This window comes from Pseudoalteromonas luteoviolacea (genome assembly GCF_001750165.1).
GTDB classification, from domain to species: Bacteria; Pseudomonadota; Gammaproteobacteria; order Enterobacterales; family Alteromonadaceae; genus Pseudoalteromonas; species Pseudoalteromonas luteoviolacea_G.
Map to the genome: position 1 here is coordinate 378313 of NZ_CP015411.1, position 25045 is coordinate 403357.

27 protein-coding genes and 6 tRNA genes are annotated in these 25045 nt (G+C 43.6%); 27 read left to right on the forward strand and 6 right to left on the reverse strand.

Annotated elements, in window-relative coordinates:
- Positions 1-81 precede the first annotated feature (81 nt).
- Genes thiC through S4054249_RS01640 form a run of 6 tightly spaced genes read left to right on the forward strand, consistent with a single transcriptional unit; the run spans position 82 to position 6386 of the window.
- A complete protein-coding gene (thiC, locus tag S4054249_RS01615; protein ID WP_046358311.1) occupies positions 82-2034 on the forward strand; it encodes a phosphomethylpyrimidine synthase ThiC in 1953 nt (650 codons plus the stop codon).
- A 50-nt stretch (positions 2035-2084) separates the two neighbouring features.
- Entirely contained in the window at positions 2085-3107 is a 1023-nt protein-coding gene (locus S4054249_RS01620; protein ID WP_046358312.1) for an FAD-dependent oxidoreductase, read from the forward strand.
- A complete protein-coding gene (gene thiS, locus S4054249_RS01625) occupies positions 3104-3301 on the forward strand; it encodes a sulfur carrier protein ThiS (RefSeq protein ID WP_046358313.1) in 198 nt (65 codons plus the stop codon). Before S4054249_RS01620 ends, thiS begins: the two co-directional genes overlap by 4 nt.
- The gene (locus S4054249_RS01630; protein ID WP_046358314.1) at positions 3302-4099 is read left to right on the forward strand and encodes a thiazole synthase; all 798 of its coding nucleotides are present in this window, start codon (positions 3302-3304) and stop codon (positions 4097-4099) included.
- Positions 4100-4116: 17 nt separating this feature from the next.
- The gene (gene thiE / locus S4054249_RS01635; RefSeq protein ID WP_046358315.1) at positions 4117-5637 is read left to right on the forward strand and encodes a thiamine phosphate synthase; all 1521 of its coding nucleotides are present in this window, start codon (positions 4117-4119) and stop codon (positions 5635-5637) included.
- The gene (locus S4054249_RS01640; protein ID WP_046358316.1) at positions 5634-6386 is read left to right on the forward strand and encodes a HesA/MoeB/ThiF family protein; all 753 of its coding nucleotides are present in this window, start codon (positions 5634-5636) and stop codon (positions 6384-6386) included. Before thiE ends, S4054249_RS01640 begins: the two co-directional genes overlap by 4 nt.
- Before the next feature lie 62 nt (positions 6387-6448).
- On the opposite strand, the gene asd is transcribed toward S4054249_RS01640, so the two are convergent.
- The gene (asd, locus tag S4054249_RS01645; protein ID WP_046358317.1) at positions 6449-7315 is read right to left on the reverse strand and encodes an archaetidylserine decarboxylase; all 867 of its coding nucleotides are present in this window, start codon (positions 7313-7315) and stop codon (positions 6449-6451) included.
- 87 nt (positions 7316-7402) lie between these two features.
- A complete protein-coding gene (gene rsgA / locus S4054249_RS01650; protein ID WP_046358320.1) occupies positions 7403-8455 on the reverse strand; it encodes a small ribosomal subunit biogenesis GTPase RsgA in 1053 nt (350 codons plus the stop codon).
- Between the two features lie 174 nt (positions 8456-8629).
- Between rsgA and orn the strand changes: the two genes are divergently transcribed.
- The 21 genes from orn to alr all read left to right on the forward strand — a co-directional run bounded on the left by orn (position 8630) and on the right by alr (position 21092).
- Entirely contained in the window at positions 8630-9175 is a 546-nt protein-coding gene (gene orn, locus S4054249_RS01655; protein WP_023397748.1) for an oligoribonuclease, read from the forward strand.
- Between the two features lie 190 nt (positions 9176-9365).
- Positions 9366-9441 (forward strand) — tRNA-Gly (locus tag S4054249_RS01660).
- 340 nt (positions 9442-9781) lie between these two features.
- Positions 9782-9857: transfer RNA gene (locus S4054249_RS01665), tRNA-Gly, on the forward strand.
- A 48-nt stretch (positions 9858-9905) separates the two neighbouring features.
- Positions 9906-9981, forward strand: a tRNA-Gly gene (locus tag S4054249_RS01670).
- Positions 9982-10029: 48 nt separating this feature from the next.
- Positions 10030-10105, forward strand: a tRNA-Gly gene (locus tag S4054249_RS01675).
- 276 nt (positions 10106-10381) lie between these two features.
- A tRNA-Gly gene (locus tag S4054249_RS01680) sits at positions 10382-10457 on the forward strand.
- Positions 10458-10505: 48 nt separating this feature from the next.
- A tRNA-Gly gene (locus S4054249_RS01685) sits at positions 10506-10581 on the forward strand.
- Positions 10582-10777: 196 nt separating this feature from the next.
- Entirely contained in the window at positions 10778-11119 is a 342-nt protein-coding gene (gene rpsF / locus S4054249_RS01690) for a 30S ribosomal protein S6 (RefSeq protein WP_023400735.1), read from the forward strand.
- A 38-nt stretch (positions 11120-11157) separates the two neighbouring features.
- On the forward strand, positions 11158-11487 hold the full coding sequence (priB, locus tag S4054249_RS01695) for a primosomal replication protein N (RefSeq protein WP_046355907.1): 330 nt from the start codon (positions 11158-11160) through the stop codon (positions 11485-11487).
- 11 nt (positions 11488-11498) lie between these two features.
- Positions 11499-11726, forward strand: a complete 228-nt coding sequence (rpsR, locus tag S4054249_RS01700) for a 30S ribosomal protein S18 (protein ID WP_005493466.1) — start codon at positions 11499-11501, stop codon at positions 11724-11726.
- Between the two features lie 36 nt (positions 11727-11762).
- On the forward strand, positions 11763-12215 hold the full coding sequence (gene rplI, locus S4054249_RS01705; RefSeq protein ID WP_039607618.1) for a 50S ribosomal protein L9: 453 nt from the start codon (positions 11763-11765) through the stop codon (positions 12213-12215).
- A gap of 352 nt (positions 12216-12567) precedes the next feature.
- Positions 12568-12987, forward strand: a complete 420-nt coding sequence (locus S4054249_RS01710; protein WP_046355908.1) for a type IV pilin protein — start codon at positions 12568-12570, stop codon at positions 12985-12987.
- The gene (locus S4054249_RS01715) at positions 12947-13435 is read left to right on the forward strand and encodes a GspH/FimT family pseudopilin (protein WP_235611263.1); all 489 of its coding nucleotides are present in this window, start codon (positions 12947-12949) and stop codon (positions 13433-13435) included. The genes S4054249_RS01710 and S4054249_RS01715 overlap by 41 nt, the downstream gene beginning before the upstream one ends.
- Positions 13426-13869, forward strand: coding sequence for a type IV pilus modification PilV family protein (locus S4054249_RS01720; protein ID WP_046355910.1), 444 nt, complete (start codon positions 13426-13428; stop codon positions 13867-13869). Before S4054249_RS01715 ends, S4054249_RS01720 begins: the two co-directional genes overlap by 10 nt.
- Positions 13844-14407, forward strand: coding sequence for a prepilin-type N-terminal cleavage/methylation domain-containing protein (locus S4054249_RS01725; protein ID WP_046355911.1), 564 nt, complete (start codon positions 13844-13846; stop codon positions 14405-14407). The genes S4054249_RS01720 and S4054249_RS01725 overlap by 26 nt, the downstream gene beginning before the upstream one ends.
- Entirely contained in the window at positions 14407-16233 is a 1827-nt protein-coding gene (locus tag S4054249_RS01730) for a pilus assembly PilX N-terminal domain-containing protein (RefSeq protein WP_046355912.1), read from the forward strand. Before S4054249_RS01725 ends, S4054249_RS01730 begins: the two co-directional genes overlap by 1 nt.
- 246 nt (positions 16234-16479) lie before the next feature.
- Entirely contained in the window at positions 16480-17025 is a 546-nt protein-coding gene (locus tag S4054249_RS01735; RefSeq protein WP_046355913.1) for an RNA polymerase sigma factor, read from the forward strand.
- On the forward strand, positions 17018-17518 hold the full coding sequence (locus S4054249_RS01740) for a hypothetical protein (protein WP_046355961.1): 501 nt from the start codon (positions 17018-17020) through the stop codon (positions 17516-17518). Before S4054249_RS01735 ends, S4054249_RS01740 begins: the two co-directional genes overlap by 8 nt.
- Before the next feature lie 10 nt (positions 17519-17528).
- Positions 17529-18473, forward strand: coding sequence for a DUF4097 family beta strand repeat-containing protein (locus S4054249_RS01745; protein WP_046355914.1), 945 nt, complete (start codon positions 17529-17531; stop codon positions 18471-18473).
- A 130-nt stretch (positions 18474-18603) separates the two neighbouring features.
- Entirely contained in the window at positions 18604-19983 is a 1380-nt protein-coding gene (gene dnaB / locus S4054249_RS01750; RefSeq protein WP_039607625.1) for a replicative DNA helicase, read from the forward strand.
- A gap of 26 nt (positions 19984-20009) precedes the next feature.
- Complete coding sequence (alr, locus tag S4054249_RS01755) at positions 20010-21092, forward strand: alanine racemase (protein ID WP_046355915.1); 1083 nt, start codon at positions 20010-20012, stop codon at positions 21090-21092.
- A gap of 7 nt (positions 21093-21099) precedes the next feature.
- Here the strand turns inward: alr and S4054249_RS01760 are convergent, their stop codons facing one another.
- The 4 genes from S4054249_RS01760 to S4054249_RS01775 all read right to left on the reverse strand — a co-directional run bounded on the left by S4054249_RS01760 (position 21100) and on the right by S4054249_RS01775 (position 25028).
- The gene (locus tag S4054249_RS01760; protein WP_046355916.1) at positions 21100-21531 is read right to left on the reverse strand and encodes a secondary thiamine-phosphate synthase enzyme YjbQ; all 432 of its coding nucleotides are present in this window, start codon (positions 21529-21531) and stop codon (positions 21100-21102) included.
- Entirely contained in the window at positions 21528-21995 is a 468-nt protein-coding gene (locus tag S4054249_RS01765) for a chemotaxis protein CheX (RefSeq protein ID WP_023400721.1), read from the reverse strand. Before S4054249_RS01765 ends, S4054249_RS01760 begins: the two co-directional genes overlap by 4 nt.
- A gap of 71 nt (positions 21996-22066) precedes the next feature.
- Complete coding sequence (gene zur, locus S4054249_RS01770) at positions 22067-22501, reverse strand: zinc uptake transcriptional repressor Zur (protein WP_046355917.1); 435 nt, start codon at positions 22499-22501, stop codon at positions 22067-22069.
- Positions 22502-22544: 43 nt separating this feature from the next.
- Positions 22545-25028, reverse strand: coding sequence for an EAL domain-containing protein (locus S4054249_RS01775; protein WP_046355918.1), 2484 nt, complete (start codon positions 25026-25028; stop codon positions 22545-22547).
- Positions 25029-25045 lie beyond the last annotated feature (17 nt).

The window sequence follows — 25045 nt, forward strand, 5'->3', positions numbered from 1 at the left end:
TTACGCCGTTATACTCAGTGGGTCATATCTCTTCCTATTTGGAATTCTGACAAGACACCTTAACTAACAATGAGGCATGTCATGTCAAATAACAGTAGCAAGTTGTCACGTCGCGAGTCACGCGAAGCGGCTTCAGAATTTATCTATAACCTTAAAGGCCAACCCTTTCCTAATTCAAAGAAAATCTATGTAGATGGAGAGCAAGATGGTGTTCGTGTTGGCATGAGAGAGATCTCATTGAATGACTCTTTTGTTGGGGGCACAGAAGAAGAACCTATCTATGAAAAAAATGAGCCAGTTAGGGTATATGATACATCTGGTCCCTATACAGATCCTGAGTTTACATTAAATGTGCGTGAAGGCTTACCAAAGTATAGAGAGAATTGGATCGTTAACCGTGACGATACAGAGCTGTTAAACTCAGTAACCTCAAAGTTTTCTCAGCAACGTATGGCGGATGAAGGCTTAGACCATATCCGTTTTGAAAACCTACCTAAGATACGCCGTGCAAAGCCGGGCAAAAACGTGACGCAAATGCATTATGCACGTCAGGGGATTATCACACCTGAAATGGAATTTGTTGCGATCCGTGAAAATATGGGCCGAGCAAAAATTCGCGAAGAGCTACTGGCAGAGCAGCATGAAGGTCAATCTTTTGGTGCAGAGATCCCTGATTTTATCACACCTGAGTTTGTTCGTTCAGAAGTGGCGCGCGGTCGAGCGATAATTCCAAACAATATCAATCACCCAGAATCTGAGCCTATGATTGTAGGGCGTAACTTTTTAGTGAAAGTGAATGCCAATATTGGTAATTCATCGGTTACGTCATCAATAGAAGAAGAAGTAGAAAAACTCGTATGGTCAACGCGTTGGGGGGCAGACACTGTTATGGACCTGTCTACAGGTCGTTATATCCATGAAACCCGTGAGTGGGTGGTGCGAAACTCGCCAGTCCCAATCGGTACCGTGCCTATCTACCAAGCGCTTGAAAAAGTAAATGGGGTTGCAGAAGATCTGACATGGGAAATTTTCCGCGATACTTTAATTGAACAAGCTGAGCAGGGCGTTGACTATTTCACCATTCATGCAGGCGTATTGTTGCGCTATGTGCCAATGACGGCAAAGCGTGTAACCGGTATTGTGTCGCGTGGTGGTTCAATTATGGCCAAATGGTGTCTAGCACACCATAAAGAAAACTTCTTATATACCCACTTCGAAGACATCTGTGAAATCATGAAGCAGTATGACGTATGTTTCTCACTAGGTGATGGTCTGCGTCCAGGCTCCATTGCAGATGCCAATGATGATGCACAGTTATCTGAGTTACGCACATTGGGTGAGCTGACAAAAATCGCGTGGGAACATGATGTACAGGTCTTTATTGAAGGCCCAGGTCATGTGCCAATGCACATGATCAAAGAGAATATGGATGAGCAATTAAAGCACTGTCATGAAGCGCCTTTCTATACTCTTGGCCCACTGACAACAGATATTGCCCCAGGTTATGACCACTTTACTTCTGGTATCGGTGCTGCGCAGATTGCTTGGTATGGTACAGCGATGCTGTGTTACGTAACACCAAAAGAGCATTTGGGCTTGCCGAACAAAGAGGATGTGAAAGAGGGCTTAATTACTTATAAGATTGCCGCACACGCTGCTGATTTAGCAAAAGGTCACCGTGGTGCACAGATCCGTGATAACGCATTGTCTAAAGCGCGTTTTGAATTCCGCTGGCATGATCAATTCAACCTGAGTCTTGACCCTGAAAGAGCCTTGTCTTACCACGATGAAACGCTGCCACAAGAATCTGGTAAGGTGGCACATTTCTGTTCAATGTGTGGGCCTAAGTTCTGTTCGATGAAAATTACCCAAGACGTTCGTGACTATGCAAAAGAGCTAGAAGCGCGTGGTATTGACCCAAATAATGTGGGTGATGCGATTGAAATTAAAATGGTTGATGTTGAAGCTGAAATGAAAGCGAAATCAGAAGAGTTCAAGAGCACAGGTTCCGAGATTTATCACAAAGCTATTTAACTTTATAGCGCTACAGATCAGTGCTGTAGCGCACAACAACTGGAATTCTCATGACAGAGTACGGAGCAAAACCATCCGTTGCTATCGTTGGGTTTGGTTTAGTTGGCAGGGTCGCAGCATTGGAGTTGATGGATCGTTATCAACTCACCATTTTTGAAAAAGATCCACAAGATGCGCAAACGGGTGCCGGCACTTTGGCCGCTGCCATGTTAGCACCTTTGGCAGAATCAGTGATTTGTGACCAAATACTTGCAGAGCAAGGCTTGAAAAGTATTGCTCTGTGGCCAAGTTTACTCAAAAAGTTAGACACTTCAGTGTTTTTTCAGCAGCAAGGCAGTTTGATTGTTGCCCATCAACAAGATAGAGGCGATCTACAAAGCTTTGAACAGCGTTTAAAACCCTTGGGTGAACATCAAGCAAAACGAGTGAGTCAACGTGATATTGCTACGTTAGAGCCTGAACTAGGCTGCAAGTTTAATCAAGGGCTGTTTTTACCCTGTGAAGGGCAATTAGACAACCTCGCTTTTTTTACAAGCAGCTACGAGACGCTGTGTCGTCGCGGCGTAGATTTTCAATTTACTCAAACTGCCGTAATTGAAGCTGGCAAAGTTAATGGTCAAGTATTCGATTGGATCATTGATTGTCGAGGGGTTGGGGCTAAGCAAGATAAACCTGGGCTGCGCGGTGTACGTGGCGAAGTGGCGCGTATATTTGCACCAGAAGTGAACTTACAGCGTCCAGTGCGCTTAATGCACCCGCGTTACCCGATTTACATAGCGCCTAAGCCAAACCATCAATATGTGATTGGTGCAACTGAGATAGAGTCTCAAGATGCAAATGACATTACTGTGCGCTCTACATTGGAGTTGTTATCAGCGGCCTATACCGTACATAGTGGATTTGCAGAGGGGAGAGTCATGTCCTTAAATGCAGGCTTGCGGCCTGCGTTTGTAGATAATCACCCGCATATCGAAGTTAAAAATAATGTTATTTCAATTAATGGTTTATATCGACATGGGTATTTACTTGCGCCAGTTGTTGTACAACAAGCACTTTCAAAGGGGCTACTATGAATCTAACTTATAATGGCGAGGCTATCCGTATTGAAAGCGCACAGTCTTTGCAGCAAATCATCGTCAGCAAAGGGGCAAAGCCGCCATTTGCAGTGGCGCTCAATGGGCAATTTGTGCCTTCAGCAAGGCTTGGCGAGACCATCCCGAGTCAAGGAGATAGCATTGAGGTGCTCTCACCTATTCAAGGGGGTTAGATGATTAATTCACATTCTGAACAGCTTAATATTTATGGTGAGTATTTTAATAACCGATTATTAATTGGCTCGGCGCTGTACCCGTCACCGCAAATTATGCAGCATGCGATACAAAGTTCGGGAGCAGAAATCGTGACTGTATCATTGCGCAGACAAAACTCGGTTTCAGCAGGTGAAGACTTTTGGCAGCTGATAAAAGAGACTGGACTTAAAGTGCTGCCCAATACGGCGGGCTGCCACAGTGTGCAAGAAGTCGTGACCCTAGCGCAGATGTGCAGAGAAGTCTTTGATACCGATTGGATAAAACTAGAGCTGATCGGTGATGAATATAATTTGCAGCCGGACCCATTTGGTTTGTTAGAAGCGACGGATATCTTGCTCAAAGAAGGCTTTAAAGTGTTACCCTATTGCACTGATGATTTAGTGTTATGTCAACGCTTAGCGGATCTTGGTTGTGAAGTGTTAATGCCATGGGGGGCACCGATAGGGACCGGTAAAGGGCTTATTAATACCTATAACTTGAAGACCATTCGTGAACGCTTACCTGAGCAAACTCTGATTGTGGATGCCGGTCTTGGGCTGCCTTCACATGCTTGTCAAGCACTCGAATTAGGTTACGATGCCGTGCTATTAAATAGTGCGGTTGCAGGTGCCGGCGATCCGGTCAAGATGGCCGCGGCATTTTCTCATGCTGTGGAAGCGGGTCGTATGGGCTATGTTGCGCAAGCAATGCCAGAAAAAGAGGTTGCAGCGCCTTCAACGCCTACTATGGGCATGCCTTTTTGGCATCAAGATTAAGAAAATTAGGAGTCCAAGTGTCAAAAGTTGTATGGAGTATTGCTGGTTCTGATTCCGGTGGTGGTGCAGGTGTGCAAGCAGATTTAAAAGCGATGCACAGCTTTGGCGTACATGGCTGCACAGCTATTACTGCCTTGACCGCACAAAATAGCCTAGGTGTAGAGTCTTTAAATGCGGTATCAACCGAAGTCATAGAAGCGCAGTTGTTGGCGCTTGAGTCGGATATGCCAGCGGCGGTAATAAAAATTGGTATGTTGGCCAATGTACAGCAAATTCAATTGATTGCTGAGCATTTGACTCGCTACAAGGCACGTTGGGAAATGCCGCCTGTGATTGTGTACGATCCTGTCGCGATTGCGACCAGTGGAGATGCATTGACTGAAGAAGACACGGTTGATGCATTAAAAACCCACTTATTGCCATTGGTGGATGTGATCACGCCAAATACCCATGAAACGCAGTTGCTTACGGGCGTCTATTTAATCGGACCAGATGCGGTGAGAGAGGCTGCACAAAAATTGCTGTCATTTGGGGTGAAGTCTGTGGTGATTAAGGGCGGTCACTGGGATTACCCGAAAGGATATTGCATTGATTACTGCTGGCATCAAGAGGCAGAATATTGGCTGGGTAATGAGTCTGTCAATACACCGCATACACATGGTACGGGGTGTAGTTTGTCTTCGGTTATTGCGGCTTGTTTGTCAAAAGGTTATCCGCTTAAAGATGCCTTTATTTTGGGTAAAGCTTATATCAATGCTGGGCTTAAAGCGGCTAAACGCTATGGTGAGGGGATTGGTCCTGTTGCCCATACTCATTTCCCAGAGTCTATTGCAGATTACCCTCAGGTGATAGAGCCGGGCAGCTGGTTGGGTGATGAGCTTGAATTTTTAGTACCTGACGAGTACAACTATGCAGCTGGGTTTGCACCCATTGAAGGTGAGCTAGGCCTTTATGCGGTAGTGGATACAGTTGATTGGATTGAGCTTTGCTTAAAAAATGATGTTAAAACAGTCCAATTACGTATAAAAGATGCGGACTCTCCAACCCTTGAGCAGGATATTGCCAAAGCAATTGAGCTTGGGAATAAGTATGGTGGTCGTGTGTTTATCAATGATCACTGGCAGCTTGCGATAAAGCATGGGGCGTATGGCGTGCATTTAGGCCAAGAAGATTTAAATGTCGCTGATTTAAATGCCATCAAACAAGCTGGTTTAAGGTTAGGGCTTTCAACGCATGGTTTTTACGAAATGCTGCGTGCGCATAACTATCGCCCTAGTTACCTAGCCTTTGGCGCAATTTACCCAACAACCACAAAAGATATGACAGGGCAGATCCAAGGCTTGGAAAAACTTCGTCACTTTGTGCCTTTGATGCATGCTGAATATCCGACAGTTGCTATTGGTGGTATTGATTTGGCTCGCTCCAGTGAAGTCGCCGCGACAGGCGTTGGCAGTGTCGCTGTGGTTCGCGCGATTACTGAAGCGCAGTCACCTGAGCAAGCGATTATCAACCTTAAGCAGGCCATAGGGGAGCAATGAGCGAAGAATTAACCGATAGAGAGCGGCTAAGGTATAGCCGCCATATCTTGTTAGACAAGGTGTCAGAAACGGGTCAAAAGCAGCTTAAATCGGCGCATGTAGCAGTGATCGGCTGCGGAGGGCTCGGTAGCCCAGTTTTATTTTATTTGGCGGCCAGTGGTATTGGCACCTTGTCATTCTATGATGATGATAAGGTCGAGCTGTCTAATCTTCAGCGTCAAATATTGTATAAAGTTAATCACTTGGGGCAGGATAAAAGTCTTGCGGCTAAAAAAGTGCTGGCCAGTTTAAACAATGATATTCAACTTAACCCGCACCATCTTCGCCTTTCTAAAGACAATATTGAGGCGCAATTAAAAGACGTTGATTGGGTGGTGGATTGTAGTGATAACTTCGCCACACGCTATTTACTCAATCAATATTGCTTTGATAATGGCAAAGTTTTGATCTCGGGTGCAGCACAAGCGACCAGTGGTCAATTTGGCTTTTTCGATTACCGTGAGCAGGGTGCCTGTTATGCTTGTTTATTTCCTGAAACGGAGCAGGGCAGTGAAGTACTTAATTGTCAAAATGCAGGGGTAATGAGCCCGTTACTGGGCATGGTTGGCTCAATGCAAGCACAAGCTGTGTGTAATGCGATATTAGGCTTACAACAAAGAGAGAGTTTTTTTGTCAGCATTGACGCATTAACGCTGATGCAAAGACGGTTTGCGTTAGCGAAAGACCCAGCATGTAAGGTATGTAATTAAACTCATTTGTGCAAAGTGCAGGTGAAGTTAACAAAAAGGCCCAGAGCGGGCCTTTTTAGTTGTTATTGATTGATGGTCGCAAATGGCGTGCCCATTCTTGTTACCGTTTCTGGCTGTTGATCCGCTAGGAATTCAGCGGTGTCTGCACCCCACGATAGAATGACGGTTGAGCCTAGCTTAAAGCGGCCCATTTCTTCGCCTTTTTTCAATTTAATGGCTTGTGGCCCTGTCGTTGGGTAATCCCAGCTAAATACATCTTTGCCAGCGGGTGGCGTGACAGTTCCGGCCCACACAGTTTCAATGCTTGCTACGATGGTTGCACCTACTAACACCATTGACAATGGGCCGATGTCGGTATCAAAAATGGCAACTACTCGCTCGTTGCGTGCAAACAAGTTGGGGACATTTTGTGCCGTTAGAGGATTAACAGAAAATAGGTCACCGGGCACATAGATCATCTTTTTTAACACACCATCTACTGGCATATGAATGCGGTGATAATCTTTTGGTGCCAAATAAATCGTAGCGAACTTACCACCTAGGAAAGGCGCAACATCTTGCTCGTTACCACCTAATAGCGTTTGCAAGCTGTAATCATGGCCTTTTGCTTGAATGATCTGTCCATCGACTACATCGCCAAGTTGGCTGATTGCGCCGTCAACAGGGTGGGCAATGATATGTTCTTCAGTGGCTAACGGACGAATGCCTGGCTTAAGCGGGCGAGTAAAAAACTCATTAAACGTTTTATAATGCGCAGGATCTTCGTGCAATGCCTCAGTCATATCAATTTTATACTGCTTGATGAATAGCTTGATTAACTGAGTTGTCAGTGCGCCAGCTTGGGCTGCAGCGAGTTTACCCACTAAACGTGATACTGCATGTTTAGGAAGCGCATATTGCAGAGCAATTTTTATTTTGTCCAAATTCACATTATTTTCCTGAAGTATCTGCCAAGTGCACCGTCGCTGCCATTGGCATTATTTACATAAATTATCTAAAACCGGTAACGAATAGTATCAAACTCTTGGCGCGCGCGCACCTGCACGACCATCGGCCATTGACTCTAAAATACGGTGGTAGCTATCAAAACGCAATTCACTGATTTTACCCTGTTCAACAGCTTCGGTGATCAAACAGCCAGGGTCGTTAAGGTGCTTACAGTCTCTAAATCGACAGCCTCCGATGAATTCTCTGAACTCTTTAAAGCACCAAGTAACGCGTTCTACATCCAAGTGCCACAAGCCAAACTCACGGATCCCTGGGCTGTCGATGAGGTTGCCTCCGCTTGGTAAGTGATGAAGTTTAGATACCGTGGTTGTGTGCTGCCCTAAGCCACTGTTTTCTGATACTTCTTGAGTCAGGATATCTGCATCAGGTAAAACGGTGTTAACCAGCGTAGATTTGCCGACACCTGATTGACCGACAAATATGTTGTTCTTGTCTTTTAATAACTCTTTGAGTTCGTCAATGCCTTCCCCTGATTTATTACTGACCAGCAAGACGCGATAACCCAGCTCACGGTAGATATCGAGCACCTCATCGACATATTCGAGACCTTCTGGGTCTAATAAGTCAATTTTATTAAGCAGTAAAATAGGTTCAATGCCCATATCTTCACAGGCCACTAAATATCTATCTATGATCTGCGGGGTGAATTCTGGGACTACCGCTGAAACCATTAAAATTTGGTCGATATTTGCGGCCACTACTTTGACACCGTCATAAAAGTCTGGACGCGTGAGCTGTGTGCGCCTTTCTTCAACGGCTTCAATTACGCCAGCTAAATCGCCTTCACTGACTTTCGCGCGACGGAAAATCACGTTGTCACCGCAGACTAAACTGTTCACGGTTCGGCGGATATTACAGCGCAGCACTTCGCCACCTTCTACTTCAATATCTGCATGCTGACCAAAACGGCTTACAACGATAGCCGGCTCGGTGGGGCCGAGGTTGTCTGATTGCCACTGTAATTCAGCGGTTTCACTATGTTTGGCTTTAGCCAAACGCTTCTGTTGGTTGGCTTTAATCCGTCTGGATTGGCCATGACTGAGTTTTTTTCGTTTTGCCATATCTGTAAACTCACGAGACGAATTATTGCGAATGATTGGTGTATAAGCCATTCATAGGCTATAACTCAATAAAAATGCCCCGCTTTGTAAAAAAAAGCTTTTGGTCGAGTGATGAAGCTAATATGATATATCTAATTGCATTGGATCTAAAGGAAAGTACCGTTAAGGTAGTGTATGTCTTTTCATGAATCAAACTTGGTCTGGCTCGACCTAGAGATGACAGGGCTAGAACCTAAAACAGATAAAATTCTCGAAATTGCAACTGTGATAACAGATTGCGATTTAAATGTGCTTGCTGAAGGTCCAGTGATTGCCATTCATCAAAGTGATGAGTTGCTTGATAATATGGATGAGTGGTGTACGAACCAACATGGCCGTTCAGGGCTAACAGCGCGCTGTAAAGCGAGTACTTTTAGCGAAGCAGACGCGATAGCACAAACACTCGACTTCTTGAAACAGTGGGTACCACCGGGTAAATCACCGATGTGTGGTAATTCCATCGGGCAGGACCGTCGTTTCCTTCACAAGTATATGCCAGAACTTGAGGCATACTTCCATTATCGCAACCTTGACGTAAGCACGATTAAAGAGCTTGCAAGGCGTTGGCGACCTGAACTTTTAAATGATATCAAGAAGAAAAGCTCGCATTTAGCATTGGATGATATCAAAGACTCCATTATGGAGTTGAAGGTTTATCAAGAAAAATTCTTCAATTTATAAAAAAAGCTTGCAAAGCATTTTGTATCTTGTAGAATCCTGCCCCGCTTGAAACGACAAGCTCTTATGGCTAAGAGTAAGTTGATTGAGCGGGTTTTGTTAAGACAAAATCATGAAGCGGCACTAGCTCAGCTGCTAAAACGTTAGACGCGACTTGTCGCGCTCAAGCGGACAAATTAGAGCAAACTATGAAGCGGCACTAGCTCAGCTGGTAGAGCGCGACCTTGCCAAGGTCGAGGTCACGAGTTCGAACCTCGTGTGCCGCTCCAACAAAAAAGTCTTATTAAATAATAAGCAAATGTGAAGCGGCACTAGCTCAGCTGCTAAAACGTTAGACGCGACCTGTCGCGCTCCAGCGGACAATTTAGAGCAAACTATGAAGCGGCACTAGCTCAGCTGCTAAAACGTTAGACGCGACCTGTCTCGCTCCAGCGGACAATTTAGAGCAAACTATGAAGCGGCACTAGCTCAGCTGCTAAAACGTTAGACGCGACCTGTCGCGCTCCAGCGGACAATTTAGAGCAAACTATGAAGCGGCACTAGCTCAGCTGCTAAAACGTTAGACGCGACCTGTCGCGCTCCAGCGGACAATTTAGAGCAAACTATGAAGCGGCACTAGCTCAGCTGGTAGAGCGCGACCTTGCCAAGGTCGAGGTCACGAGTTCGAACCTCGTGTGCCGCTCCAGATTTTCAGTTTTTATTCGACTGTTGAAATAAAGAATAGACCAATGAAGCGGCACTAGCTCAGCTGGTAGAGCGCGACCTTGCCAAGGTCGAGGTCACGAGTTCGAACCTCGTGTGCCGCTCCAAATTTTCAGTTTATATTCGACTGTTAAAATAAAGAATAGACCAATGAAGCGGCACTAGCTCAGCTGGTAGAGCGCGACCTTGCCAAGGTCGAGGTCACGAGTTCGAACCTCGTGTGCCGCTCCAAATTTTCAGTTTATATTCGACTGTTAAAATAAAGAATAGACCAATGAAGCGGCACTAGCTCAGCTGCTAAAACGTTAGACGCGACCCGTCGCGCTCCAGCGGACAATTTAGAGCAATCTATGAAGCGGCACTAGCTCAGCTGCTAAAACGTTAGACGCGACCCGTCGCGCTCCAGCGGACAATTTAGAGCAAACTATGAAGCGGCACTAGCTCAGCTGCTAAAACGTTAGACGCGACCCGTCGCGCTCCAGCGGACAATTTAGAGCAATCTATGAAGCGGCACTAGCTCAGCTGGTAGAGCGCGACCTTGCCAAGGTCGAGGTCACGAGTTCGAACCTCGTGTGCCGCTCCAGATTTTCAGTTTTTATTCGACTGTTGAAATAAAGAATAGACCAATGAAGCGGCACTAGCTCAGCTGGTAGAGCGCGACCTTGCCAAGGTCGAGGTCACGAGTTCGAACCTCGTGTGCCGCTCCAACTCTCTCCCTACTATTTTCTATTTTTCAAATTCTTATAACTTTTTTCTCTATTAATCCTGATTTCTTGCATAAAAAGATTGCTTATTTTTAGCACTATGCGTAAAATACGCGCTCTTTCGGCCATATTAGTCGTTCCTTGCCTTAACCCGGCCGGCCGAAACGGGACGAGGCTATACTAACCGTAAGGAATATCCATGCGTCATTACGAAATCGTATTCATGGTTCACCCAGACCAAAGTGAGCAAGTTCCAGGTATGATCGAGCGTTATACTGGTTCTATCACTGAAGCTGGCGGTACTATCCACCGTTTAGAAGACTGGGGTCGTCGTCAACTGGCTTACCCAATCGAAAAGCTTCACAAAGCACACTATGTTCTTTTGAACGTTGAAGCGCCAACTGAAGTAATCAACGAACTTGAAACTTCTTTCCGCTACAACGATGCAGTGCTACGTAACCTAGTTATGCGTACTAAGAACGCTGTAACAGAAGCTTCTCCTCTTGCTAAAGAAGAGAAAAAAGAAGCAGCATCTGCTTAATCGTTATTGATTCGGATTTGACTCACCTCTAGAGGTAATTGGTGCAAACTCAAGCAGACCCTTATACAAACCAGTTCGTTTTATCTGGGATTGTTTGCAAAACACCGAAATATAGTCAAAGTCCTGCTGGCATTGCGCATTGTATTTTTGTTTTAGAACATAAGTCGATGCAAATTGAAGCCGACCTTAACCGTAATAGTTATGTGCGAATTCAAGTTGTTGCTAGCGGTGATAAATTCCGAAGTCAACTAGAGCATTTATACGTTGGGCAAGGGTTGCAAGTGAGGGGGTTTTTAAACCGCCACGAGAGCCGAAATGGTTTAAGTCAGCTTGTACTTCATGCACAACATATTGAAAGAATTAATTGAGGAAATTACTCATGGCACGTTATTTCAGACGTCGTAAGTTCTGCCGTTTCAAAGCAGAAGGCGTACAACAAATCGATTACAAAGATCTAGCTACTCTTAAAAACTATGTAACTGAAAGTGGCAAAATCGTACCTAGCCGTATCACAGGTACAAGCGCTAAGTACCAGCGTCAGCTAGCAGCAGCTATCAAGCGTGCTCGCTACCTAGCCCTTCTTCCGTACACTGACTTACACAAGTAAGCCGGCTGATTAATAGTTTTTAAAAGGTGTAGAGACATGCAAGTTATTCTACTAGACAAGATCGCTAACCTAGGTAACCTAGGTGACCAGGTTTCTGTTAAATCTGGCTTCGCACGTAACTTCTTATTCCCTAAGGGTAAAGCAGTTCCTGCAAACAAAGCTAACATCGAAACTTTCGAAGCTCGCCGCGCTGAGCTAGAAGCAAAAATCGCAGAAGAACTAACAGCTTCTCAAGCTCGTGCTGAAAAACTTGAAGCACTAGCTGAAGTTACTCTAGTTTCTAAAGCGGGTGACGAAGGTAAGCTATTTGGCTCTATCGGTACTCGTGACATCGCTGACGCGATTTCTGCAGTTGGTGTTGAAGTAGCTAAAGCTGAAGTTCGCCTACCTCTAGGTACTATCCGTGAGACTGGTGAGTTCGACGTAGCTATCCAAGTACACTCTGACGTAACGGCAACTATCAAAGTTATCGTTATCGCAGAAGCTTAATTTATTAAGCGTAAACCGCACACCCAGTGTGCGGTTTTATCCCTCCTCTGAAAAAATTACAACGACATAAATTTTCAGTATAAAAAATCGATGAATATCACGATTGATTACGGAAGATTCATATACAAGTTGAAAAATTAATCTAAATCACAAATACGGCAAAATGGCGCCTATATATTAAAATGATAGGTACACATTAGTAATGTCATGTAATATCGTACCCATTTTATATAAAGTTGATTTGTGATAATTTAGTTAACTCTTTTTTATTAGATACTTTTTTTTGCTGTCCAAATATCATACAGTGGTGTTTCTGAGATATGACAGCGTTATCATTCAGATTTGGAGAATAATGTTTAATCATCGTAGTATGCGTGGCTTTACGTTAATTGAATTACTCATGGTTGTGGCGCTGGTTGCTGTGCTTGCGAGCATCGCATTGCCTAGTTATTTAGATTACTTAAGAAAGGGTAATCGAGCTGATGTACAGCAGTTAATGTACCAAGAAGCCGTTTCGCTGGAGCGTCTTTACTCAAGAAATGGGGGCTATCCCAATGAATATAAAATTGAGAAAGAGTCGAAGTATTATACATTAACTTATACACCCTTTGGAAAGCCTCCGGGTGTGCAAGGTGATTTTAGAAATCTGAAGTTTATGATTAGCGCAGCACCTATTAGTGGATCGACTCAAGCGTCCGATATGTGTGGTACGTTAAAGTTGGATGAGCAAGGTGCAGAATTCTCCGATGGGCCAAAAGATGAATGTTGGTAGTGCCTCACAACGTGGGGTGACATTAATTGAGTTGCTTGTTTGTGTTGCGCTGGTAGCCGTATTGGCTAGTTTGGCGATGCCTTCTGTTATCACCTACATTAAACAAGACCGTATTAATTCGAGTGTTCATCATTTAAATAGTGTGTACCAATTTGCTCGCAGTGAAGCTGTGAAAAGAGAAAAACCCATCAAGTTAGTTAAAAATAACACACAGTGGGACGTGACAATTGTGGAAAACCAGCAGGCAATGGTGTTACGTACTTTTACAATTGAGCACGAATCTATACGAGTACAGTTGGTTGATCGTGAGATAAGATCAACTGGTGAATTAAATCAAGTAAGTAATATCTTAGTCACTGATAATGATAACAGTACGCTCGATTACCGCTTATGTATATTGCGAAGTGGTCAGAGTTGGATAAGTGAGGCTGCCGAAAATTGCGTATAGAAAAAGGCTTTTCTTTAATTGAAGTGATGGTGTCAATCGTGATTGCTGGTGTCGCGTTATTGGGCTTAGCGGGTGCACAATTGAAATCATTGCAGTTTGCGAGCAATAGCTTTAATTACACGGTTGCTTTAGTACAGGGGCAAAATGCCATTGAACGTATGTGGACTGACCTATGTCATTTTGAACATGTGAATCAAAGCTTGGTTGTAGCTAATAACCAGAAGGTGGCTAATCTATATCCTGCAGATGATCGTTATCAGTTAAGCATTTTTCCAACTATATACAACGATGCCGCGACGCCAGCAGCTGACCGTCGAGACGTTAGGTTTACCGTCAGCTGGCAAGACGAGCGAGTCAAAGACACCACTAACGCATTAAATCAAATTACTTTAGTAGCAAGCTATGTACATGTTCCAACATCCCCATGCTCTTAATTTGAACGAGCAGGGATATACTTTGATTGAATTGCTCGTTGCGATGGCAGCAGGGTTGTTTTTGTTATCTGGTATCGCGATGTCTTACACGGCGATTAAAAGTACCGTAGTGGCAAGTAAAGAGTTGTCTCATGCACAGGAAGTGATCCGTTATACCAGCCAAGTGATGACACGTAGTATTAAGCAAACCAATGAAGTGCCAGAAGTTGTAAAAGTGGGTGGAGTGGGTATTGCACTGCGGATTAAACAAGAAGCCGCGTATTTAGCGTGTGATGGCAGTGTGCCAAATGCGGAATATACTGAATATTACACATTAACGAATGGGTATTTGACTTGTGATATTGGCAATGGGCCTGTTCAGTTGCTGAGAGGGCTTCAAGCGTTAGAGTTTTCTGAAAGTGGGATATTAATCTCCATAAAAGTGACGCCTAAAGATCTACCACAACAATTTGATGATGGCATTCAAATTGATATTGCTGCCAACCGCATTGTGTTGAAAGGTGCAGTGTGGCAAAAACCTTTAGATGCGAGTAATTGATGAATAGTTTTTCACGACAATCTGGATTTACACTTATCAAAGTGATGCTATTGAGCACCATGGCCAGTGTCGTGGTGTTTACGTCAATGAAAGATACCTTAGTACAAGAACGACTGAGTGGTAATTTCCAAAAAGATTTGAACGCGCGGTTACAAGCTGAAAAAGGGGTATTTGCCAGTGCGGATGAAATAACTCACTATATGACAGTTACAAACAAAAGCGCGACACTGGATGACATTGTTAATAGTATGCCAGCCCCAAGCGGTGGTGACTTCACTGACGGTAAATTCTCTACCACAATCACTTCTTCAGGGGGAGATACCATAGAAGTGGGGAGTCTGGGGAGTAAACATGGCACGGATGCGGCCAATAATATGGTGGCTATTTTTAAGTTTAAAGAAGCGGTGGTTGAACCCGTTTTCAATAACCCAGTAACAGGGTGTAAAGGGGTTAACTTATCAGGTAGTGGCTTGGTGGATAGCTATAACTCTAAAATAGGCGACTACGAAAACTCTCGCGGTGACAATGGTGATGTGAATACCGTGATTGGCGATTCAGATGTGGTGCTATCGGGTCATTCACCCATAAGAGGTGATGTGAAAGCGTCAGGTATTCTTTATCTTAAAGGCTCATCACCTGTGATTGGAAATGTACAATCAAATACAGGGATTGATATTTCTCACGGCAGTGGGGTGCGAGTCCAAGGTAGTGCGTTGACGCAAGGGTTTATTATTCACCGAGGCGGTGATATCACCGGTGTTGTGAGAGCTAATGGCAATGTTGAGATGCTGTGGGGCGCGGATATTTTAAACGACATTAACGATCCTTTAGATATCCAATATGGCGGCACAGGTAAGTTTGAACTGGCGACTGAGCACTCCCAAGATGGTGTTTATTATTCCGCTGCAAAATTTAATGTAAACCCAAATGTAGAGGCGGTACGAGTATACGATCCAGACTCGCCAAATCATGATGCAAGCACAGTCGATGAATGTGACCCACTGGCATTACCTGGTAACATGCCAACCATCATGGCTGCAAATAACAGTCAAGAAAACCTCGTCGTTAAATCAAATCAGATATTCTCATTTCGTCCACAGCAAGCCACGTTAGAGGAGAAAATTCAGGAGCAGTGGCAACAAACTAGAAGTTGGAGCCCGAGTGAAACAGATATTTATTTGTTTGGTGTAAACAAGCAGGTTCATGACAAACTGAACGAAGACAGCGAGTACGTTTACAGCATGAAAAGCCTCACTATTGGGGGCGATGGGCTTGTAAATATTAAACCGGTTGGCAAGCCCAATGTTGTCGGGGGAGATGTCATTTGGTTGATAGATGGCGACTTTATTATGACTGGTAATAGCCGGTTGCATATTGCCAAGGGGACCAGCTTAACGATATTTGTTACGGGCAAAGTGAGGCTAGGAGGGAGTGCGCAAGTGATCACAGAAGAGCCTGGTATTACAGAGAGTGGGCTAGGTACTTTCAATATTTTCTCATCCTATAAGCCTGAGTCTAATAACAATAGCGCTGATAATAAAAATGGCGTGATTGTCAGTGGTACGTCTTCTTTATATGCGGTGATTTATGCGCCATTGACCTCTATTTCCATGAATGGCAGTGGGCAGTTTTTTGGTACAGTGCGTGGTGCCACAATAGAAGCAAATGGGGGGAGTGGGATCCATTTTGATGAAGCGTTGAAAGAACTCAAGCTAGGCAACGCAGGTACGGTGAAAGAGCCTGCAAAGTTAGAGTTTATGGGTTGGCGTTATAAACATCCCGAAGAATTTACGGACGACACTGATACCACAAGCAAAGGGGAATAGGCGCTTAGGCGATAATTTTTTACCTTTCACTACGTGCTCAGCCAAAGTTGGGCACGCCTTTTAAAAACTTTTCTATTTCATTTAAACCTTTTGTAATCTGCTTGCGTCTTAAAAGCTATGAAAGGTACTGTTCGGGTAGAGCTGGTTTTCATATCTAAAATAAGACTGTCTGTATAGTGTATTGAAAGTCTTCTATTTTTTAGTAGTTATGTCATCATCATTACCTTGCGGTAAAGGAATTTTAATATGTTAGTTGACGCTGTACACCCATTTGATGAGCTTGATGAATTGGTTAAGCGAACTCAGCAGGGCGATCAAGCGGCTTTCGCTGCCTTATATGAACAATGTCACCGGCGCGTTTATGCGTTATGTCTAAGGCTGTTGGCTGATCAGGCTCATGCTGAAGATGCATGCCAAGAAGTATTTGTGCAGCTATGGCATAAAATTACTCAATTTGATGGAAAGTCGAAGTTTACGACTTGGCTGCATAGTGTGACATCCAATATTGCGCTCAGCTATTTGCGTAAACATAAAAACTGGTTGCAAAAAGTGGTTAGTTTTGAAAACAGTGGCATGGATGAAGCAGGTATCGCACTTTGCGGTGATTTAAATGGGTTGGATAAATTAATCCTCAAACTACCAGAGCGGGCGCGACTTGTGTTTGTGTTACATGGTATTGAAGGTTACCGTCATGAGGAAATCGCAGAGATGTTAAATATGGCGGTGGGATCAAGTAAATCTCAGTATCACAGAGCAAAAAAGTTGTTACAGGAGTGGTATGAAAATGACTAAGCCAACATTTGATGAGTTTTTGTCTGAAGAACTGAGTAAGGCAAAGCAGCAAGATGGTCTGCCTAAGCCTCAGCAGCCACTTTGGGAAGGTATTGATAAAGCCATAAATGCACAAAATGATGCAGTGATGAGCGCAGCATTTAAATCTACAGGGGTGTGGCGTCAAGTTTCGGCGGTAGCCGCTGCGACCTGTATTGGCATGTGTGTAATGTATTTTAGTATGAGCACACCCGAGCAGAATAATATGTTGCAAATGAGCCAATATTTTGAGCAGCAAAAGCAAATAATGTTGGTTCAATATAGCAATCAACCTGCGCTGACAAATGATTGGCAAGTGCAGTTGCAAGAATTAGAGGAAGCTGAGCAAGCGATTAAGCTCGCACTTGAGAATGACCAACAAAATGCCGCTTTATTGCAGATGTTGGCTCAGGTTTATCAGCAACAATTAGATTTAATTGAGCGAGTCCATCAACCTCGTTGGCAAGAAATTTAGGAGAAGTAGGATGAAAGCATTGATGTTGAGTTTAGCCATGTTCCCTTTGGCGACGTTGGCAGGTGAAAAGATCGATAAAGAAATTGATATCCCTTTAGATGGTAAAGTGTATATCGAAAATCAGCGTGGTCACGTAGAGATCAAAACCTGGGATAAACCCGCATTTAAAGTGGTGGGTGAGCTAGATGAAGAGGCCAAAGGGTATAAACTCGAAAATGAGGGCAGTAAAACCAAGTTTATTGTTAAGATGCCTTCGAGTTCAAGAAATTGGGGTCGTCAGCAAGATGGATCTGAACTGACAATTTTTATGCCTAAGCAAAGTGAGCTGGTATTTAAAGGTGTACAAGTCGATGTACAAGCGACGGAGCTGACGGCGGGCGCTTATATCAAAACAGTGAATGGTGATATTAAAGCCACACAGATCAGCGGTAAAGTGCGCCTTGAGACAGTGAACGGCGATATCGATAGTAAAGACTTAGATGGTCGAATTCGCTATGAAACAGTGAATGGTGACATAGAAGATATCGACTCTAAGGGCAAGGTGCGTTTCAATGCGGTCAATGGTTCAGTAGAGAGTAAAACACAAGCGACAGAAGTTAGATTGGAAAATGTGAATGGCGAAGTCGATTTTGACATTGCGCAATTACAAGAGCTAAGGCTGAATACGGTCAATGGTGAAATTGAAGTCAAAGTAGCAAAGTTACTACCTAATGCAAGAGTGAATCTGGAGTCAGTTAGTGGCGATGCAGAGTTATATTTTCCAGCAGATATTTCAGCCAAATTTGATATTGATGCACACGCTGGAGGTAAAATTTCAAACGAACTGAGCAATGACAAAGTCCATAAAGCCAAGTACGGCCCTTCAAGGGAGCTTGAGTTTACCGTTGGTTCAGGTGATGCAGACATTGAGATAGATACCGTCAGTGGCCGCATAGAGTTGAAGAAAAACCGCTAAATGACTTTGGCCCAACCGTGTTGGGCCAATACTTTTTCATTATAAGCTACTATCACTGAGCTTATCAGCATTCAGTTTTGCTAGATTTAAGGTTACAATAACAAATCCACTCATTTGTTTTTGTCGTACTATGGCCAAACCTGATCAACAAGTCGATACACTAAAAGTTCCACCGCACTCCATTGAAGCAGAACAGTCTGTTTTAGGGGGCTTAATGCTTGATAACCAAGCGTTTGACCGCGTCGCAGAACTGGTTGTTGCACAAGACTTTTACACACGCACGCATAAACTGATCTTTGAAGCCATGACTAAACTCGTTGAGCTTGGTCAGCCAATAGATCTAATTACCATTTCTGAAAACTTGGAAAAGAACAACCAATTAGACTCGATTGGTGGGTTCGCTTATTTAGCAGAAATTGCCAAAAATACGCCAAGTGCCGCCAATATTGACGCATATGCGAGTATTGTGCGTGAACGTGCGGTAGTTCGAGAGATGATCTCTGTTGCCAATGAAATTGCTGAGGCGGGTTTCAACCCTGAAGGGCGGACAAGTCATGACTTACTGGATTTGGCTGAAAGTAAGGTTTTCAAAATTGCAGAGCAGCGCAGCAAGAGTACTGAGGGTCCGCAAAATATCCATAGTATTTTAGAAAAGACCATAGATAAAATTGAAGAGCTTTATCAGTCACCACAAGATGGTGTGACAGGGGTGAGCTCAGGTTACTCAGACTTGGATCAGATGACTGCGGGTTTACAACCATCTGATTTGATCATTGTTGCTGCACGTCCATCAATGGGTAAGACCACTTTTGCGATGAACTTGGCTGAGCATGCGGCAATGACGCAGGACAAGCCTGTGCTTATCTATTCACTGGAGATGCCCTCAGAACAGATCATGATGAGGATGCTGGCATCACTAGGCCGGATCAACCAAACGAAAGTAAGAACGGGTCAATTGGATGACGATGATTGGGCGCGTTTATCATCAACTATGGGCCTATTAATGGAAAAAGGGCAAATGTATATTGATGACGCTTCGGGTTTGACACCGACCGATGTTCGCTCCAGAGCACGACGCATTGCACGTGATCATGGCGGGATCAGTATGATCATGGTCGACTACTTGCAGCTTATGCGCGTTCCCAGCTTATCGGATAACCGTACTTTGGAAATCGCGGAGATATCTCGTTCATTAAAAGCGTTGGCAAAAGAACTAGAGTGTCCTGTTATCGCCCTTTCTCAGCTTAACCGTACCCTAGAGCAGCGAGCAGATAAACGTCCAGTTAACTCAGACTTGAGGGAATCTGGCTCAATCGAGCAGGATGCTGATTTAATCATGTTTATTTATCGTGATGAAGTATATAACGATGATAGTCCGGATAAAGGCACTGCAGAAATTATCATAGGTAAACAGCGTAATGGCCCAATTGGTAAGGTTAGGTTAACCTTCCAAGGTCAATACTCTCGTTTTGATAATTATGCTGGGCCAGCTATGGATGATGAGTACTAAGCCCAAATCTATGAGGGTCACTGTGAATGCGTTTAGCCACCGCTGAGATTAATATTTCCGCACTGCGTTACAATTTGGCACGTGCAAAAGAAATTGCACCCAGTTCAAAAGTAATGGCAGTGTTAAAGGCCAATGCCTATGGGCACGGTCTAGTTAAAATTGCCCAGTGTTTATCTGATGCGGATGCCTTTGCCGTGGCACGTATTGATGAAGCTTTGGCGCTGCGTGCAGGGGGGTTAACCAAACCAATCATTTTGTTGGAAGGTTTTTTTGATCCCAGCGATTTACCCATTTTACTGGCCAATAATTTTGAAACTGTGGTTCATGATGAGAGCCAGTTAGCAGCGATTGAGCAAAGCAATCTTGAGATGCCGATTTCTGTATGGCTTAAAGTTGATACAGGTATGCATCGATTAGGGGTTGAGCCTGAGCAGTTCGATAGCTTTTATCGGCGATTAAAACAATGTGACAATGTAAAGCCAGCAGTAAACTTAATGACGCACTTCCCGTGCGCTGATGATACCAGCAACCACTTTACACAAATACAAATAGATTTATTTTCGTCTATTGTGTCTGGTACTAAAGAGGCATTATGTTTAGCGAACTCTGCAGGTGTTATTGGCTGGCCGGATGCGCATTTTGACTGGGTTAGATCTGGCCTCATGCTCTATGGTGTTTCGCCCATGTTAGATCAAATCGGCGCAGAACATCAATTACAGCCTGTCATGCGTTTGAAGACCCGTGTGATTGCCATTAAGCAGGTAGTAGAAGGAGATCGTGTTGGCTATGGAGGCCGCTGGCAGTGTCCTAAGCAGACAACATTGGCTATTGTTGCGATGGGATATGGTGATGGTTATCCGCGACATGCCAAACAAGGGACGCCTGTGGTGATAAAAGGCCAGCGTTACGGTATTGTTGGCAGTGTATCTATGGATATGATCAGTGTCGATATTGGCAGTAATGAAGCACACATTCAGGTGGGTGATGAAGTTGAAATGTGGGGGCCTAGTTTACCCGTTGAAGAAGTTGCTCACTGTGCAGGCACTATTCCCTATGAACTCCTCTGTAACGTAACACCACGTGTTAGTTATGAATATTGCAATGAGTGAGCTGAGCTCACTCTAACAATTGTCCCTGCAGCGTAGCAACAACCCGTCTTGGCCCGCCGTGATCTCTATGTTCGCCTAAATAAACACCTTGCCAAGTTCCTAAATTAAGCTGTCCTTGATAGATTGGGATAGTAATTTCACATCCTAATGTACTGGATTTTATATGCGCTGGCATATCGTCATCACCTTCGTAATCATGGCGATAATAATGCTGGTTTTGCGGTACAAAGTGGTTGAAGTGGCTTTCCATATCCGTTCTAACTGTAGGATCTGCGTTTTCGTTAATGGTCAGACTGGCAGAGGTGTGTTGAATGAATAAATGAAGTAAGCCAACTTTGTAATAGCTCAGTTGCGGGATCTGAGTGAGTAATTCATCATCAATGAGATGAAAGCCTCTTGTACGAGGCTTAAGTGTAATAATGGTTTGGTGCCAACTCATAGCTTGTCGAAGCTGACCTCTATGTTTGCATTGCCATCTTCAGAGGTAAAAGGCATGATAATTTTTGCGCCTTCGCATTTGTGGGTGATTGTGTGTCCAGGTCCAGAGACGACTAAAGGTGTAGCCATGTCAAAATCATAGCCTTTTTCACCAAGAAGGTTTTTTGCGCCACCGGTAACCATATTGGTTATTTCACCAACCATGTCTGTGACTTCTTCATTAATTTTTTCAGGTCGTTCACCTAGCATCCTTTCCATAATTGCCAGAGCAAGGCTTTCATCAAAGGTAATTGAAAATGAGCCTTTGGTCTGTGGGCCAACCATACCTATTAGCCCAGATACGTCTCCACGGGCGACTTCATCTTTTTTTATCTTTGGTTTACCAGGCGTCAACTCTGTTTGCGCCATCGTCGCTAATACATTTATTAGTGAAGATAAAAAAGGGTTGATGAACTCAACATTCATATTATAGATCCCTTGTTTTATTCGTTATAACTGACATTAGTTTAAGTGTAGTGGCTTTTTTTCTAGCTGCACTACTCTTGACACTTTTCACAAAGACCATGAGCTTCAATTGTCTGTGCTTTTACTTTAAAGCCTTTTTCAGCCGATAAGTTGTTTAACTCATGAGAAATGGCACCGGAATGTAATTCTTGTACATGTCCACAGCTGTCACAGATCAAAAGCTGTACAGGGTGGATATGATCAAAATGGTGACACAACATAAATGAATTTGTGCTTTCGATTTTATGGATAAAACCTAGCTCAGACAAAAAGTCGAGTGCACGATAAACCGTTGCGGGTTTGGCACTACTTTCTGTTATTTTTAGTTCTTCTAGCAAATCATAAGCGCCAACACCACCTTGTTTAGTGGCCAGCAAGCGAAATACTTTTTCTCTAATTGGCGTAAAGCGTGCCCCGCGATTATCGCAGACTTGCTTAGCTTTTGTAACGAGTAGTTCTATATTCATATTCTAAATCCTTACACTACTTCTCAATACTAACATATTCAACTTAATAGTCTTGTATCGACAAGGATTTATTCTCAATATTCAACGGTTGTTGTGCATATTGCGCTAACCAAGCTTCAAAATCAATTTTTGACATAGGTTTACCTAAAAAGTAACCTTGGCCCAAGTCACAGCCAAGTGCCGCTAAGGTATCTAATTGTAGCTGGGTTTCTATGCCTTCGGCGATTACTTTTATACTTAAGTTATGGGCCATGGTGATTATGGTTTTAACGAGTTGCCTTACTTGTTCGCTGGTATGCATGTCAAAGATAAAGCTCTGATCTATTTTTACTACATCAAATGGGTATAAACGCAGATAGTTTAAAGAAGAATACCCGGTTCCAAAGTCATCCATTGATACAATCACGCCAAGTTGATGGAATTCAAACAGTGCGTCTTTAACAAGGGCATCTCCGGTGAGTAATACCCCTTCAGTGATCTCCAACTCAAGATACTGAGTGTCGATTTGGTACTTGTGGATCATGTGGCTGATAGTGTTGACCAGGTTGGGATCTTTAAATTGCCGAGGAGACAAATTAACAGCGATGCGATACGGATGAGGGTGTAATGTTTGCAAATGCAGGATTTGCAACATAGCTTGCTCTAGTACAAACTCGCCAAGTTCGATGATATACCCAGTTTGCTCTGCAAGTGGAATGAACTCTGCCGGTGAGATCCAACCTAACTCCTCATTGTGCCAGCGAAGCAGGGCTTCGGCACCCACGACAAAGCCATTGGACAAATCATACTGAGGTTGAAAGTAGACTTCAAACTCTTGGTTAGCAAGTGCACTTCGCATGTGCTCTTCGAGCTTCAAGCGGCGGTTGAGGTCTTGGCTCATACTTTCTGTAAAGAATGAAAAGGTATTTCGACCCATTTGTTTGGCGCTGTACATGGCCGAATCTGCTTTTCTCAATAAATCATTGGGGGAGTCTGCGTCGTCGGGGAATACCGCGATACCTAGGCTCAAAGATATCGTGAATGCACGCTCGTCAATTTCAAATGGAGAGCGAAATAATTGCACGAGTTTGGTCGCTATGGCGGTGATATCGTGATGGGTCTGAATGTCACCCAATAAGAGAATGAACTCATCGCCACCAAGGCGGGCGACGGTGTCATGTTTACGCAGGGCCGTTTTTAATATTTTGGCAGAATGGATCAGTACTTTATCACCCACTTCATGGCCCATAGAGTCATTTACTTTTTTGAAATCATCCAAATCGATAAAGCCGACAGCAATGAGCTGCTGGTTTCGTTTTGCTTCATGAATCATTTGTTGCAACCGATCAAGTGCCAAAAAGCGGTTGGGTAGGCTGGTTAAAGTATCGTAAAAAGCATGTTTGAGTATGACTTCTTCTTGGCGTTTTTGATCCGTAATATCTCGAACTGCAATCACTAATTTATTTGAGTTGGGGATCGCATTGAGGCGCGCCTCAAAATGTTTGCTGTTTTCGCTGCTATCTAATTTATAATCTATTCGTGTCAATTGGCCACTTTGCTCAATCGTTGATATTGCTTTTGAAAAGTGCTTTGCTGCATGTGCTGGGAGTATATCGATGAGCTTTTGACCTACAAATTGAGACTCTGGCATCGGTAGGTTGTCGCCATTGCCGTAATGACATTCTAAAATTTTTCCCTGTTTATCGATGATAAAAAAGATATCTGGTAAGGCAGAAAAAATACCTTCGAGCATACTGTGTTGCTCTATGGCTGTTTGCTCTGCATATTTTTGTTGCTTAAATCCAAGCTCAAGCGTGTATGACGCTTTTGCGATGTTGTTTGCCAGTTGTTTGAGCTCTCCCTTACCCTCAATACTGTGTTCACGAATAAATTTAAAATCTCCTAGCTGATTACTATATTGGACCAGCGTAGCAATAGGGCGATGAATAAAGTAATAAGTGATGACAAGCGCTAAAAGCGAAATAAAAATGATCGCGAAAACAATAAACCATGCATTGTGATTGTAGTGAGTCAGTAATTGGGTAAAGGTTTCAGATAAATCATATTGGCTATAGATAACGAGTCCACGCTCTGTTGCTGAATTTTGTGAACTTGTGAGTGGCGGTATGATTTGATAGGTGGCTAACATATTTTTTGGCTTATTAAAATAATGCACTAGCGCTGTGGAGGATTGATACAGTGCTACTTTGTGAGCAAGCGGAAACAAGGTTTTGGCATTTAATCCAATGTGTTTTTTTTCTGAACTAAACAATATATTTAATTGCTGATCTGTAATTGTGATCGAAGAGTGTGGCGTAATCTGCGCTGTTGCATGCAGCAAAGTACGAATTTCTGCTGTTGAATTCGTACCGATACTTTGCGCCAAAGACATTGAAATTTGTTTGGCTGTTGTCAGCGTTTGCTCGACAATGAATGCTTTTTTAACCTGATAACTGAAAATAATGAGCACGCATGCAAAAACGGCTGCGGAAATAGTGGAAAGAATCGTTAACCAAAATTTGAGGTTAATTGAGTACGCTTTATCCATTGTTATTCCCTCATTAC

Excerpts from the sequence above, each read along its gene's own strand:
- S4054249_RS01730 (WP_046355912.1), top strand. The coding sequence starts at position 14,407 with ATGAATAGTTTTTCACGACAATCTGGATTTACACTTATCAAAGTGATG.
- rpsR (WP_005493466.1), top strand. The coding sequence starts at position 11,499 with ATGGCACGTTATTTCAGACGTCGTAAGTTCTGCCGTTTCAAAGCAGAA.
- rsgA (WP_046358320.1), bottom strand. The coding sequence starts at position 8,455 with ATGGCAAAACGAAAAAAACTCAGTCATGGCCAATCCAGACGGATTAAA.
- S4054249_RS01760 (WP_046355916.1), bottom strand. The coding sequence starts at position 21,531 with ATGAGTTGGCACCAAACCATTATTACACTTAAGCCTCGTACAAGAGGC.
- S4054249_RS01630 (WP_046358314.1), top strand. The coding sequence starts at position 3,302 with ATGATTAATTCACATTCTGAACAGCTTAATATTTATGGTGAGTATTTT.
- orn (WP_023397748.1), top strand. The coding sequence starts at position 8,630 with ATGTCTTTTCATGAATCAAACTTGGTCTGGCTCGACCTAGAGATGACA.
- S4054249_RS01740 (WP_046355961.1), top strand. The coding sequence starts at position 17,018 with ATGACTAAGCCAACATTTGATGAGTTTTTGTCTGAAGAACTGAGTAAG.
- dnaB (WP_039607625.1), top strand. The coding sequence starts at position 18,604 with ATGGCCAAACCTGATCAACAAGTCGATACACTAAAAGTTCCACCGCAC.
- rpsF (WP_023400735.1), top strand. The coding sequence starts at position 10,778 with ATGCGTCATTACGAAATCGTATTCATGGTTCACCCAGACCAAAGTGAG.
- S4054249_RS01775 (WP_046355918.1), bottom strand. The coding sequence starts at position 25,028 with ATGGATAAAGCGTACTCAATTAACCTCAAATTTTGGTTAACGATTCTT.
- thiS (WP_046358313.1), top strand. The coding sequence starts at position 3,104 with ATGAATCTAACTTATAATGGCGAGGCTATCCGTATTGAAAGCGCACAG.
- S4054249_RS01745 (WP_046355914.1), top strand. The coding sequence starts at position 17,529 with ATGAAAGCATTGATGTTGAGTTTAGCCATGTTCCCTTTGGCGACGTTG.
- rplI (WP_039607618.1), top strand. The coding sequence starts at position 11,763 with ATGCAAGTTATTCTACTAGACAAGATCGCTAACCTAGGTAACCTAGGT.
- S4054249_RS01765 (WP_023400721.1), bottom strand. The coding sequence starts at position 21,995 with ATGAATGTTGAGTTCATCAACCCTTTTTTATCTTCACTAATAAATGTA.
- S4054249_RS01725 (WP_046355911.1), top strand. The coding sequence starts at position 13,844 with ATGTTCCAACATCCCCATGCTCTTAATTTGAACGAGCAGGGATATACT.
- S4054249_RS01735 (WP_046355913.1), top strand. The coding sequence starts at position 16,480 with ATGTTAGTTGACGCTGTACACCCATTTGATGAGCTTGATGAATTGGTT.
- S4054249_RS01640 (WP_046358316.1), top strand. The coding sequence starts at position 5,634 with ATGAGCGAAGAATTAACCGATAGAGAGCGGCTAAGGTATAGCCGCCAT.
- S4054249_RS01710 (WP_046355908.1), top strand. The coding sequence starts at position 12,568 with ATGTTTAATCATCGTAGTATGCGTGGCTTTACGTTAATTGAATTACTC.
- thiC (WP_046358311.1), top strand. The coding sequence starts at position 82 with ATGTCAAATAACAGTAGCAAGTTGTCACGTCGCGAGTCACGCGAAGCG.
- zur (WP_046355917.1), bottom strand. The coding sequence starts at position 22,501 with ATGAATATAGAACTACTCGTTACAAAAGCTAAGCAAGTCTGCGATAAT.
- alr (WP_046355915.1), top strand. The coding sequence starts at position 20,010 with ATGCGTTTAGCCACCGCTGAGATTAATATTTCCGCACTGCGTTACAAT.
- S4054249_RS01620 (WP_046358312.1), top strand. The coding sequence starts at position 2,085 with ATGACAGAGTACGGAGCAAAACCATCCGTTGCTATCGTTGGGTTTGGT.